We start from the raw sequence: 12017 nt of genomic DNA on the forward strand, positions 1-12017 counted from the left end.
GCCTTGCCAATACGATCTATCCCGCAAGAAGGGTGATGATCGATAAAGACCTCGCGGGAGAAAGGCCATGTCGACTACCGAGACCAACGGCTCGGACGGAGCGCCGCCGCCGGCCGCCACGCCCCGCATTGATCCCACGAGGGTCAATGCCGTCACCTTCAACGCCATCGTCGATGCGCTTGCCGCGGGGATGCGGGACTTTCGCACCGCGCCCACCTACGGCATCTTCTTCGGCGCCGTCTTCACCTTCGGCGGCATCCTCGTCGTGCTGACCGCCGCCGCGCTGAAGATCGGCTATCTCAGCTATCCGCTCGCCATCGCCTTCGGCATGATCGGCCCGTTTGCCGCCGTCGGCCTTTACGAGGTCAGCCGCCGGCTTGAAAGGAACATCCCCCTCGACTGGCCGGGCGTCCTCGGCGTCATCTGGGCGCAGCGCAAGCGCGAGCTGGCCTGGATGGCCTTCGTCGTCCTCTTCATCCAGATCATGTGGATGTACCAGGTGCGCCTGCTTCTGGCGCTGTTCCTCGGCTTCCAGTCCTTTGCCAGCTTCGGCGACTTTCTCCAGGTGGTCGTCACCACCCCGGAAGGGATCACCTTCCTCATCGTCGGCAACCTTGTCGGCGCCGCGCTCTCCATCATCCTCTTCTCGCTGACGGTCGTTTCCTTCCCGATGCTGCTCGACCGGGACGTCGACTTCATCACCGCGATGATCACCAGCGTGCGTTCGGTCGTCACCAGCCCCAGGGCGATGATCGGCTGGGCGTTGGTCGTCACCATCACGCTGGTCCTGTCGATGCTGCCGCTGTTTCTCGGCCTGCTCGTGACCCTGCCCGTGCTCGGCCACACGACCTGGCATCTCTATCGCCGGCTCGTGCCCCCGCAGGAAGTCCTGGCCGGCCCTCAGCCGGAAGCGTCGTCCTCGGGATCCTCGGACGGCGATCCGGCCTGAGCGCCGCCGCGCAGCGCGCCATAGGCGGCAAGAGCCGCCAGATCATCCTCGGCCGGACGATAGTCGACCTGCGTGAGGTAAAGCCCGTCCGCCGGCGCCACGGGACCGCAGGCCTTGCGGTCGCGCGCGGCAAGCGCCGCCCGAACGTCCTCCACGTCCCAGCGTCCCTCGCCCACCAGCTTCAGGGTGCCCACCATCGAGCGGACCTGATTGTGCAGGAAGGAGCGTGACGAGCATTCCGCGAGGATCACCTCGCCCTCGCGCCAGACCACAAAACGCTCCAGCGTCTTCACCGGGCTCTTCGCCTGGCAGCGGGTGTGGCGGAACGTGGTGAAGTCGTGGTGGCCGACCAGAACCTTCGCCGCCTCGTTCATCGCCGCCGCGTCCAGCCGGTCCTTTTTCACGTGCCAGGCAAGGCCCTTCTCGTGGGTCAAGGGCGGCAGGCGATTGACGATCCGATAGCGATAATGGCGACGGATCGCGGAGAAGCGGGAATCGAAGCCCTCATGCATTCTTTCCGCCGCAAGGATTGCCACCGGATCCGGCTGGCAATGGAAATTCAGCGCGTTCATAACCGTTTCGGCCGGCCAGTCGCGTTCCAGATCGACATGGGCCACCTGGCCCAGCGCATGCACGCCGGAATCGGTGCGTCCCGCGCCGCCGATCGTCACGGTTTCACCGCTGAAGGCCTTGATCGCCCGCTCCAGCACTCCTTGCACGGTCGGGCCATTGTCCTGCCGCTGCCAGCCGACGAAGGGCCGGCCGTCATATTCCACCGTCAGCTTGTAGCGTGGCATTGCGGGGTGTCTTTACTCGAAGGCCTCGAAGGGCGTGGCGAAGGTCACCTCCACCGGAAGGTCTGTGAGCGCGGCCTCCGAAAGGGCCAGCGCCATGAAGGCATCGCCCGCATAAGGCGCCTTGACGAGCCGCGCAAGGCCCGCATCGAAGCCGAAGCGGGGATAATAGGCGGGATCGCCGAGCACGAGGATCAGGTCCTCGTCTTTTTCCTTCAGGTCCTCGATCACCTGGCGGATCAGCTTGCTGCCGATGCCGGAGCGCTGGAGGTCGGGCAGAACCGAAACCGGCGCAAGGCAGGTAATCGCCAGCCGGTGACCCTGTCCCGCGCCGGTCACCCGGCTTGCCGCCGCATGGCCGACCATCCTGCCCGTCGCATCTTCGGCAACGTAATCGACGACCAGGGCGCCACAGTCGCGAAGCCGGTCCACGAGATCGGCTTCCACCGGCTGGCCGAAAGCCGCTGAGACGACCGCATGGATCGCCCGCCGGTCGGAAGGATTGGCCTCGCGAACGCGAATATCGCCCTTGCCGTCAATGATGCTGGACCTCATCTCGGTGCCGTTCCCCCTTGTCTCGACTTTGCATTCTGGGCGGCAGGCGGGCGCGGGCGCAAGCCCCGTAAATCAATCGAGCCGTGCGCCGGGTCCGATCGCGGCGCCGCGCTGGAATTCCTGCGCGCTCATCGGCTTCTTGCCGGCCCGCTGCACCTGGACGAGGCGCACGCCCCCCTCCCCGCAGGCGACCGTGAGATCGGCGTCCAGCACCGTTCCCGCCGCGCCGGCACCTTCGGCGAGGGCCGAGCGCAGCACCTTCACCCGTTCCCGTTTGCCGCCGATCGTCATTTCGCACCAGGCGCCGGGAAAGGGCGAGAGGCCGCGGATGTGATTGTGAACGTCCTTTGCCGATTTCGACCAGTCGATGCGCGTTTCGGCCTTTTCCAGCTTGCGCGCATAGGTGACGCCTTCCTCCGCCTGCGGCGTCTCGCCGAGGCCGCCGCGCGAAAGGGCCGCGAGCGCGCGCACCATCAGGTCGCCGCCGAGGGCGGAGAGGCGGTCATGCAGGTCGCCCGCCGTCATGTCGGGCGAGATCTCCACCCGTTCGGCCATGCAGACGGGGCCGGTATCGAGCCCCTCCTCCATGCGCATCACCTCCACCGCGGTCTCCCTGTCGCCGGCCATGATCGCCCGGTTGATGGGAGCGGCCCCACGCCAGCGCGGCAGCAGCGAGGCGTGCAGATTGAGGCAGCCATGGCGCGGCGCGTCGAGGATTGCCTTGGGCAGCAGCAGTCCGTAGGCGACCACCACCGCCACGTCCGCATCGAAGGACGCGAAGCGCTCCTGCTCCTCGGCGCCCTTCAGCGACTTCGGGGTGAACACGGGGATGCCGAGCGTTTCCGCCGCCTGATGTACCGGAGAGGGTCTCAACTCCATGCCGCGTCCCGCCGGCCTCGGCGGCTGCGAATAGCAGGCGGCGACGTCATAGCCCTGGCCGACGATCTCCATGAGTGTCGGCACGGAAAACTCCGGCGTTCCCATGAATATCACGCGCAACGTCATTTCTGTCTCCGAAGGATATTGTTCGGCTCAAGTGCCCAGTCCCGGCCAGAGGGATTTCAGGCTTGCCGTCATCATCTCCAGGGCGATCGCCGCCAGGATCATGCCCATGAGCCGGCTCATGATGCTTGTCGCGGTCTGGCCCATCAGCCGGCCGATCGCCGGTCCTGCCAGGAAGACGGCGCCAAGCAGCACGACTGCCGCCGCAATCGCCAGGATCAGCGCCAGTTCCATCGCCCCGCCCGTTGCCTGATGGCGGAAGATGATGATGGTGGAGATCGTACCCGGTCCGAGCAGAATGGGCACGGTCAGCGGATAGACGCCGGGGTTGTCCTGTGCCGCGTGATGCGCCTGCTCGGCGCCCGTCCCGGCATGCGTCGAGCTTTGCGAGCCGTGCAGCATGGACAGTGCGATCAGCAGGATCAGCAGGCCGCCGGCAAGGCGGAAATCCTGGATGCCGATGCCGAAGAGGCGCAGGATCGCCTCGCCGGCGAAGAACACGATCGCCGAGCCGGCGGCCAGTCCGGCGAACACCGTCAGCGCGACGGCACGCTTGCCGGCCTCATCGCGGTCATCCGTGAGCGAGAGAAATACGGGAAGGTTGGCGATCGGGTTCATGATCGCGAATAGCGCAGCGAAAACCTTCAGGAAAAAGCCTGCATCCATCGCGCCTTGCTCCCCGTTTGCCGGCTCGTCCGGACGGCCCGCTCAGCCCTTCTCCGCGAGACGCGCCTGCTTCTGGAACTTTTTCACCACCCGGTCGCGCTTGAGCTTCGACAGATAGTCGATGAAGAGCACGCCGTTGAGGTGATCGATCTCATGCTGCAGGCAGGTCGCAAGCAGCCCGTCGGCTTCGATCTCGCGCTCGTTGCCCTCCCGGTCGAGGAAGCGCACGCCGATACGCGCCGGCCGCTCCACATCCTCGTAATATTCGGGAATGGAAAGGCAGCCCTCCTGATAGGTGGACAATTCATCCGACGCGAAGACGATCTCCGGATTGATGACCACCATCGGCGCCTTCGGCTGGTCTTCCTTGGCGCAATCGAGCACGAGAACCCGCTTGGGCACGCCGATCTGGATGGCGGCCAGTCCGATACCGGGCGCTTCGTACATCGTCTCCAGCATGTCGTCGGCGAGCGCCCGCACGGCGTCATCCACCTTGGCAATGGGCTCGCTCACGACACGCAGCCGCTGATCGGGAAGGATGATGATGTCACGCTTTGTCATGCAGCCTGAGATATGGGATGCATCGGACAAGGTCAATCCATGTCTTTCCAAGGAATTCTGCCGCTATACCCGGGGCGGTGGATTCCGGGGCCTCGTAAAATGTTCTATATTTGTTTCGATGCAGACGATTCTCTTTTACATCGGTGAAATCCCGGTCACCGTCTTTCGCGCCGGCGTTGCCTTCGGTGGCATCGCCTTTTTCATGCTGGCGACGCTTTTCATCGCCATGCTCCGGCAATCCTCGGCCCGTGCCAATGCCGAGGCCGCGGCGGCGAGCCAGACGGCGGAGATGGAGAGCCGGCTCTCCGAACTGCTGCGCGTGCAGGCGGAGATGACCGGGCGCATGCAGACCATGGCCGAGGTCTTCGGCAGCCGGCAGAGCGACATGATGCGCTCCGTCAACGAACGCCTCGACGGCATGGGCCACAAGCTCGGCCAGACCATGGCGGACACGACGAAGAACACCCATGAGGGCCTGCGCCAGCTGCACGAACGGCTGGCGGTGATCGACCGCGCCCAGCGCAATATCACCGATCTTTCCGGCCAGGTGGTGGAGCTGCAATCGATCCTCTCCAACAAGCAAACGCGCGGTGCCTTCGGCCAGGGGCGGATGGAGACCATCATCCGCGACGCCCTTCCGTCCAACGCCTATTCCTTCCAGGCAACGCTCTCCAACAACAACCGGCCGGACTGTCTCGTGACAATGCCGAACGGCACACCGCCGCTGGTCATTGACGCGAAATTTCCCCTGGAAGCCTACAATCTCATCCGCAATGCCAAGCTTGCCGAAGAGGCAAAGCAGGCCCAGGCACAGTTCCGCCGCGACGTGACCAAGCATATCCAGGACATCAAGGAGCGCTATTTCATCAGCGGCGAAACGCAGGACACCGCCTTTCTCTTCGTGCCGTCGGAAAGCGTCTTCGCCGAGATCCACGAGAATTTCGAAGACATCGTGCAAAAGGCGCATCGCCTGCGCGTCGTTCTCGTCTCGCCCTCGCTTCTTATGCTGTCCATTCAGGTTATCCAGGCACTGCTGAAGGATGCGCGGATGCGCGAGCAGGCGCATCTCATCCAGGCCGAAGTCGGCCGCCTTGCCGAGGACGTGAACCGGCTCGACGATCGCGTTCGCAAGCTGCAGAGCCATTTTTCGCGTACAGCGCGCGACATTGACGATATCCTCATTTCTACGGACAAGATTGTGAAGCGGGGCCGCAATATCGGCGAGCTTGACCTTGGCGAGGAAATCGAAGCCAAGACTGCCCGGTCAGGCTCGCTCCAGGCTGCCGACAAGCCATATCTTGCGCCCCGCCCCGAGCAGGCGCGCATTGTGGAATAAAATCTGATCGAGACATTAGCCGGAGGGGTCATGGCCATTCTCGTCGCCGTCAAGGGCTGGGATCCCGCTCCCTGGGTGGAGCGGATGCGGGCTAGATTGCCAGGCCGCGACATCCGTGCCTGGCCGGAGGACGCCGGCAGCGGCGGCGATATCGATTATGTGCTTGCCTGGAAGGCTCCCGCAGAACTGTTCTCCGGCCTCGGCAATCTGAAGGTCATCTTCTCGCTCGGCGCCGGCGTCGATCATTTGCCCCCGGTCGACCGGCATCAAGACATACCGGTCGTCCGCGTGGTCGATCCCGACCTCACCGACCGTATGACCGAATGGGTGGTCATGCAGGTGCTCCTGCACCACCGTCAGCATCTTGCCTACGCCGCACAACAGGAGCAAAAACGCTGGCGCGATCTGCCGCAGCCGGCGGCGAAGGACGTGCGGGTCGGCATTCTGGGGCTCGGCGTGCTGGGACAGGCTTCGGCCCTGGCGCTCGCCTCTTTGGGCTTCAAGGTGGCCGGCTGGGCGCGCTCCCGGAAGCAGATTACCGGTGTCGAATGCTTTGCCGGCAACGATCAGCTCGACGCCTTCCTGCGGCGCACGGATATCCTCGTCAACCTGCTGCCGCTGACGAACGAGACGCGGCATTTCGTGGATTACGCATTCCTGGGCAAGCTTGCCCGCGACGGAGCGCTCGGCGGGCCGGTTTTCATCAATGCCGGGCGCGGCGCCACGCAGGTCGAGAGCGATCTTCAGCTCGCCCTGACCGACGGCACCCTGAAGGCTGCAAGCCTCGACGTCTTCGAACACGAGCCGCTTGAATCCGAAAACCCGTTCTGGGTGATGAAGAATGTCATCCTGACGCCGCATATCGCGGCCGATAGCGATCCGGAATCGCTGTCCTCCTATATCGCCGAGCAGATCATGACCTTCGAGGCTGGCGGAAAGCTTGCAAACGTCGTCGATCCGGCGACCGGCTACTGAAGGAATTGCCCCTTAGCTGGCAACGAGGCGCCTGACCGTCGAGATGGCGTGCCCCTCGCGCTCCCTGATGCGGCGTGCGACATCGGCCAGCGGCTCGCTGGTCACGGCCATTGCGAAGCCGTTGGCGTGAATGAGCGTTTCCCGGTCGCGCATGATGCCGACATGCCCCTTCCAGAAGATCAGGTCGCCGCGTTCAAGCTCGGGCAGGCCGTTGCCGATATCCAGCGTCTCGCCGGCCGACGTCTCCTGCATGTCGCTGTCGCGCGGCAGCGCCATCCCGCCGGCCTGCGCGGCGAGTTGCACCAGCGCCGAACAATCGAGACCGAGCGAGGAGCGCCCGCCCCATAGGTAAGGCGTGCCGGTCAGAGCTTCCGCGACCGCGACCCAGTCCTCGACCCTGTGTCCGGCGGGCACGAGATGACGCTCAACCACTGCAGAGCCATCCGAAAGCACCGCATAATCGAGGCCCCGCAGCGTCTGCCGATCGACGACGCTGACCAACGCGCCGAGGGACAGGATGCCCAGAGGCGGGCTCTTCAGCTCGGCGTAAGGGTAACGATACGTACGCAGCGCCATGACCCGATGCGTCGGCAGGGATAAGGCCGCAGGCCCCGCAAGCGCGGAGGCCGGCATCCAGCCGACGTAGCCGTCGGTCGCCAGTTGGCCCCAGGCCCAGCCTTCCGCGTTTTCCTCGTAGACCGTCACGGTCTCGCCGAAGAGCGCCTGGGTGTCGATCGACTTGTCCGGGCGCGGCGCGCCCTTAAGGTCGACAAGGTCGGCGGCAACGCGCCGCGTCTCCCCTTCCACGAAGCGGTCGGCCGTCACCCGCCCCTCATAGGCTTTGGCGGCAAGGTCCGGGCGGACGGGATGCAGGCGCCGGTCGAGGCTCTCGGTCATCTTGTTCGATCTGTCCAAAACAATTCGATTGTATGGCCTGTCACCGCGGCAGGCTGCGCACCTTCTCGACCACCAGGTCGCCGATGCGCTCCAGATAGAGCGCCCCTTCCACGGTTCGGGTGACGACGACGTTGCGCCGGTCCGCCTCGTCGCGGCGGCGCGAGAGGAGCTTCAGCCCGCCGAGTGTGTCGAGTGCGCGCGTGATGGCGGGCTTCGTGACACCAAGCTTCTGTGCCAGCCCGCGCACCGTGTGCGGCGGCGGCTCCAGATAGACGGTTGTCAGGATGGCCATCTGCCGGGCGGTCAGATCCTGATCCCCGTCGCGCACGAGGGCAAGCGTCACGTCGTGCCACAGCTTCAGCGCTTGTGAGGGGCGCATCTCCAGGGTCATTGGTCGGCCACGCAATCAGGTATCCGGTCAAACGATAGGATACCATCTGCGCCGGATTTCGTTTCGTTTGCGTTATCATCCGCCGTTTCCGCCGCCAATGATCGCTCTTACCTGCGGTATTTCTCGCAAAGATAGGCATAGAGCGCTCTGATCGCCTGCGCTTCGCCGCCCGTCGGCCTTCCCGGCCGTTCCGCCGGCGTCCAGGCGAATATGTCGAAATGCGCCCAGGATGGCGTGTTTTCAACGAAGCGGGACAGGAACAGGGCAGCGGTGATCGAGCCGGCAAAGCCTGCGCCCGTCTGGTTCACGTTATTGATGTCGGCCGTGCGGGAATCGAGATACCGCGCATAGGGCTTCCACAGCGGCAGGCGCCAGAGCGGGTCGTTTGCGGCTTCCGCGTGCCGGGCGATGTCGGCGGCCAGCGCCTCGTCATGGGTGTAGAACGGTGGAAGATCGGGTCCGAGCGCCACCCGTGCCGCCCCGGTCAGCGTGGCCATGTCCACAAGCAGGTCCGGGCGCTCCTCGTCGGCGAGCGCAAGGGCATCTGCGAGCACCAGCCGTCCTTCGGCATCCGTATTGCCGATCTCGACCGTCAGCCCATTGCGGCTGCGGAAGATGTCGCCGGGGCGGAAGGCGTCGCCGCCGATCGCGTTTTCGACCGCCGGGATGATCACCCTGAGACGGACTGGCAATTGGGCGGCGATGATCATCGAGGCGAGGCCCAGAACGTTGGCCGCCCCGCCCATGTCCTTCTTCATCAGCAGCATCGAGCTCGACGGCTTGATGTCGAGGCCGCCCGTATCGAAGACAACGCCCTTGCCGACCAACGTGATCGCCGGATGCGCCGCATCGCCCCACCGGCAGTCGATCAGGCGCGGCGCACGCGCGCTGCCGGCACCAACCGCATGGACGAGCGGGAACCCGGCCGCGAGCAGGTCGTCGCCGACGGTTATCGCCGCCTCGCCACCGTTTTCGACGAAAAGTGCCCGCGTCGTCTCCGCCAGTTCGGCAGGCCCGAGATCGTTTGCGGGCGTGTTGACCAGGTCTCGGGCAAGCTTCACCCCATCGAGCACGATGCCGAGTGCGTCAGCCTCTTCTGCAGTGCCATACAACAGGCGCGGGCGCGGCCTTGCGGAATTGGTGCGATACGCATCGAACCGGTAGGAAGACAGCGCGAAGGCCAGAGCGGCCTTGTCCCTGTCCTCGAAACCGTCGGCCAGCCGGTAGTCGCCGCCGCCGAGCGAGGCGAGTGCGCCTGCGGCAAATTCCGCATGGGCGCCATCGGTATCGAGGCCGATCAACACGGCGCAGATATTTCCCTCCGCATCGGGAACGCTCAGCGCCGAACCGCCCTTGCCCTTGAAATCCTGCGCATTGGCCCAGTTGGCGGCAGCAGGAGGCAGGGCCGACAGCCGATCCTCCAGCGTGGCGGCGGTAACCCCGAAGACGGGAATGGCAGAGCTGGCCGAATTGTCGGCGACGAGAACATCGCGCACGCGCGAACTCCTTGTTTTCGTTCAATAACCTTGGGGTTTCGCTCGATGATCCCCAAGGCCTCTCTCATTGACTCTGGCGGGGCCGCAAATCCCCCTGCCCGGCGCACCATATCAGCCCCGGCAGGTTCGTCGCTAGAGCGCTTTCCACGAAAGCTGGATCGCTTCGGTGATGAGAAATCGCCTCAGAATCAATACTTTGAACAAATCCTGCACGCCGGATCCGGTTGCGGTCCGGCGGAACATGCTGCAGATCGCAGCCGCCTGTGGCAGGCCCCGCTTGTGTCTTTCCGGCAACGGAAAATTAACCGTCCGTTAGGGTTAACCAGCTACTTATTTCTTAGCAAAATGCAAATTTCGGGGGCTTGTCGAATGTTTCTGGTCACGCGCCGCGACGCCGTTGCCAGCCGCACTGGTGGAGCAGGTTTGGCATTTGCATCCCGCGTGCAGCTAAGCTCATGCGCGGCGAGAAAGAGCAAATGCCGGAACTGGACCGTCAGGCACGCGCTCATCCTTTCTGTCGCCGCCCTGGCGCTTGCAGGATGCGCGTCGTCCAAACAATCGGTCGGCACCCACGCCGCGCCATCGCAAAACTATCTCGCCCCCGGCTCCGATGCTGCGCGCCAGTCTGTCGGCTACTGGTCGAAGGCCTATGAATCCAAACCTCAGGACCGAGAGAATATCCTGAACTATTCCGCCGCCCTTGTACGCAACGGGCAGTTGGAACAGGCCGAAGCCGTGCTCCGCAAGGCCATTATCGCCAACCAGAAGGATCGCGACATCGCCGCCGCCTATGGCAAGGTACTGGCCCAGGGCGGTCGCTTTCCGGAAGCGCTTCAGGTGATCCGCGGCGCCCAGACGCCGACCAGTCCGGACTGGCGCCTGCTGTCGGCGGAAGCGGCGATCAACGACCAGCTCGGCCAGACGGATACGGCCCGCAGTCTCTACAATCAGGCGCTGAAGATCGCGCCCGACGAGCCGAGCCTTTTGAACAATATCGCCCTTTCCCACCTTCTGGCCGGCGACATAACCGAAGCAGAGAAGATGCTTCGCAAGGCGGTGGAGAGCCCGAAAGCTGACAGCCGCGTACGGCAGAACCTCGCCCTGACGCTCGGCCTCCAAGGCCGTTTCGAGGACGCCGAGACGGTCGCCCGCTCCGAGATTGATCCCGGTCAGGCGGAAGCCAACATCGCCTACCTGAAGTCGATGCTCGCTCAGCGCAACACATGGGCGGACATCCAGTCGGCCGATGCCGGCTCAGCCGCGAAGCAGGGCGGATAGTCGCCACCAGCTCATTGAGAGAAAAAGAAGCCCGCGGCTCCCGCGGGCTTTTTCGCTTGATAACGCTGCTTGGCGGAGCGCGCGCACCTTACTTGAACGTCGCGAATACCTGAATGAGGCCCGGTCCCATGATCACGGCAAACAGGACCGGCAGGAAGAAGATGATCATCGGCACCGTCAGCTTCGGCGGCAGGGCTGCGGCCTTCTTTTCCGCAAGCTGCATGCGCTGCTCCCGGTTCTCATCGGCCATGACGCGCAGGGCTTGCCCAAGCGGCGTACCGTATCGTTCGGCCTGCGTCAGCGCCAGCACGACGTTTTTCACGCCCTCCACGCCCGTGCGCGACGCCAGGTTTTCATAGGCCTGGCGGCGTTCGGACAGGAAGGAAAGCTCGGCGTTGGTCAGCGTCAGTTCCTCCGCCAGTGCCACCGACTGGATGCCGATTTCCTCGGCCACCCTGCGGAAGGCCGCCTCGATCGAGATGCCCGACTCCACGCAGATCAGCATCAGGTCGAGCGCATCCGGCCAGGCCCTGGTGATCGACAACTGGCGCTTCTGGATCAGGTTTTTCAGATAGAGGTCGGGGGCATAGAAGCCAATGCCCGCGACACCCACGGAAATGGCGAGTTTGGCGAGCGCCGGCATGTCGTGCGGCAGCACGCTGAACGTATAGAAGAGCGCGGCAAGAAAGAGGAGCACCGGCATGACGAGCCGGGCAAACAGATAGGTATAGATCGGCGCCATGCCGCGGAAACCGGCCTGGCGCAACCGCATCTGCGTCGTTTCGTCGGACAGCACGTTCTTCAGCTGCAGCCGGTCCACAAGGTCCTTGATCTGCTGCTTCGGCCGGTTGCGCAGTGATGCGCGTGCATTGTCCCGCTCGCTGGTCAATCGCGAGCGCTCGCGAGCGCGGATCCTCTCCCGCTCGATCGCCACCGACTTCATCCGGCTGCGCAGACGGTCTCCCTCGAAGAGGGGCAAGACCAGGGTGAAGACGGTGCCTGCTACGGCGATCATCGTCAGCCCCGCGATCAGGGTCTGCCGGTCCGTCAAGGTCGCAACGTCGATGCCCATCACTCTCTCCGCATGGCAGACTTGTGAGGCCCGCCCCGATAGCCC

The 12017-nt window shown here is 64.5% G+C and carries 13 protein-coding genes; 4 read left to right on the forward strand and 9 right to left on the reverse strand.

Annotation, left to right across the window (positions count from 1 at the left end; all coding sequences use genetic code 11):
- Nucleotides 1–67: 67 nt before the first annotated feature.
- On the forward strand, nt 68–949 hold the full coding sequence (locus H2509_RS03660; RefSeq protein ID WP_182162402.1) for a DUF2189 domain-containing protein: 882 nt from the start codon (nt 68–70) through the stop codon (nt 947–949).
- Here H2509_RS03660 and truA read toward each other — a convergent pair.
- The 5 genes from truA to def form a co-directional block, all read right to left on the reverse strand.
- Nucleotides 901–1746: a tRNA pseudouridine(38-40) synthase TruA gene (gene truA / locus H2509_RS03665; RefSeq protein WP_182162404.1), complete on the reverse strand. Its 846-nt coding sequence runs from the start codon at nt 1744–1746 to the stop codon at nt 901–903. The genes H2509_RS03660 and truA overlap by 49 nt on opposite strands.
- Before the next feature lie 12 nt (nt 1747–1758).
- Nucleotides 1759–2298 carry a GNAT family N-acetyltransferase gene (locus H2509_RS03670; protein ID WP_182162406.1) on the reverse strand — a complete coding sequence of 180 codons (540 nt, stop codon included), beginning with the start codon at nt 2296–2298 and terminating at the stop codon, nt 1759–1761.
- Between the two features lie 72 nt (nt 2299–2370).
- A complete protein-coding gene (fmt, locus tag H2509_RS03675) occupies nt 2371–3297 on the reverse strand; it encodes a methionyl-tRNA formyltransferase (RefSeq protein WP_182162523.1) in 927 nt (308 codons plus the stop codon).
- 33 nt (nt 3298–3330) lie between these two features.
- Nucleotides 3331–3966, reverse strand: a complete 636-nt coding sequence (locus H2509_RS03680; RefSeq protein ID WP_182162408.1) for a MarC family protein — start codon at nt 3964–3966, stop codon at nt 3331–3333.
- Between the two features lie 42 nt (nt 3967–4008).
- Entirely contained in the window at nt 4009–4527 is a 519-nt protein-coding gene (gene def / locus H2509_RS03685) for a peptide deformylase (RefSeq protein WP_182162410.1), read from the reverse strand.
- A 118-nt stretch (nt 4528–4645) separates the two neighbouring features.
- Between def and H2509_RS03690 the strand changes: the two genes are divergently transcribed.
- Both H2509_RS03690 and H2509_RS03695 read left to right on the forward strand, forming a co-directional pair.
- Entirely contained in the window at nt 4646–5863 is a 1218-nt protein-coding gene (locus H2509_RS03690) for a DNA recombination protein RmuC (protein ID WP_182162412.1), read from the forward strand.
- A gap of 30 nt (nt 5864–5893) precedes the next feature.
- Complete coding sequence (locus H2509_RS03695; protein ID WP_182162414.1) at nt 5894–6838, forward strand: 2-hydroxyacid dehydrogenase; 945 nt, start codon at nt 5894–5896, stop codon at nt 6836–6838.
- A gap of 12 nt (nt 6839–6850) precedes the next feature.
- Here H2509_RS03695 and H2509_RS03700 read toward each other — a convergent pair whose 3' ends face one another.
- The 3 genes from H2509_RS03700 to H2509_RS03710 form a co-directional block, all read right to left on the reverse strand.
- A complete protein-coding gene (locus H2509_RS03700) occupies nt 6851–7735 on the reverse strand; it encodes a C40 family peptidase (RefSeq protein WP_182162416.1) in 885 nt (294 codons plus the stop codon).
- A gap of 40 nt (nt 7736–7775) precedes the next feature.
- The gene (locus H2509_RS03705) at nt 7776–8126 is read right to left on the reverse strand and encodes a MarR family transcriptional regulator (protein WP_182162418.1); all 351 of its coding nucleotides are present in this window, start codon (nt 8124–8126) and stop codon (nt 7776–7778) included.
- A 107-nt stretch (nt 8127–8233) separates the two neighbouring features.
- Nucleotides 8234–9622, reverse strand: coding sequence for a leucyl aminopeptidase family protein (locus H2509_RS03710; protein WP_182162420.1), 1389 nt, complete (start codon nt 9620–9622; stop codon nt 8234–8236).
- A gap of 45 nt (nt 9623–9667) precedes the next feature.
- On the opposite strand from H2509_RS03710, the gene H2509_RS03715 reads away from it, so the two are divergent.
- Nucleotides 9668–10900, forward strand: coding sequence for a tetratricopeptide repeat protein (locus H2509_RS03715; RefSeq protein ID WP_235974668.1), 1233 nt, complete (start codon nt 9668–9670; stop codon nt 10898–10900).
- Nucleotides 10901–10988: 88 nt separating this feature from the next.
- Here the strand turns inward: H2509_RS03715 and H2509_RS03720 are convergent, their stop codons facing one another.
- Nucleotides 10989–11972 carry a type II secretion system F family protein gene (locus tag H2509_RS03720; RefSeq protein WP_182162422.1) on the reverse strand — a complete coding sequence of 328 codons (984 nt, stop codon included), beginning with the start codon at nt 11970–11972 and terminating at the stop codon, nt 10989–10991.
- Nucleotides 11973–12017: the final 45 nt, after the last annotated feature.

The organism is Stappia albiluteola (assembly GCF_014050225.1).
GTDB classification, from domain to species: Bacteria; Pseudomonadota; Alphaproteobacteria; order Rhizobiales; family Stappiaceae; genus Hongsoonwoonella; species Hongsoonwoonella albiluteola.

Bases quoted from the DNA above. Each gene is read 5' to 3' on its own strand.
- H2509_RS03660 (WP_182162402.1), top strand. From the start codon at position 68: ATGTCGACTACCGAGACCAACGGCTCGGACGGAGCGCCGCCGCCGGCC.
- truA (WP_182162404.1), bottom strand. From the start codon at position 1,746: ATGCCACGCTACAAGCTGACGGTGGAATATGACGGCCGGCCCTTCGTC.
- H2509_RS03670 (WP_182162406.1), bottom strand. From the start codon at position 2,298: ATGAGGTCCAGCATCATTGACGGCAAGGGCGATATTCGCGTTCGCGAG.
- H2509_RS03680 (WP_182162408.1), bottom strand. From the start codon at position 3,966: ATGGATGCAGGCTTTTTCCTGAAGGTTTTCGCTGCGCTATTCGCGATC.
- def (WP_182162410.1), bottom strand. From the start codon at position 4,527: ATGACAAAGCGTGACATCATCATCCTTCCCGATCAGCGGCTGCGTGTC.
- H2509_RS03690 (WP_182162412.1), top strand. From the start codon at position 4,646: ATGCAGACGATTCTCTTTTACATCGGTGAAATCCCGGTCACCGTCTTT.
- H2509_RS03695 (WP_182162414.1), top strand. From the start codon at position 5,894: ATGGCCATTCTCGTCGCCGTCAAGGGCTGGGATCCCGCTCCCTGGGTG.
- H2509_RS03700 (WP_182162416.1), bottom strand. From the start codon at position 7,735: ATGACCGAGAGCCTCGACCGGCGCCTGCATCCCGTCCGCCCGGACCTT.
- H2509_RS03705 (WP_182162418.1), bottom strand. From the start codon at position 8,126: ATGACCCTGGAGATGCGCCCCTCACAAGCGCTGAAGCTGTGGCACGAC.
- H2509_RS03715 (WP_235974668.1), top strand. From the start codon at position 9,668: ATGATCCCCAAGGCCTCTCTCATTGACTCTGGCGGGGCCGCAAATCCC.
- H2509_RS03720 (WP_182162422.1), bottom strand. From the start codon at position 11,972: ATGGGCATCGACGTTGCGACCTTGACGGACCGGCAGACCCTGATCGCG.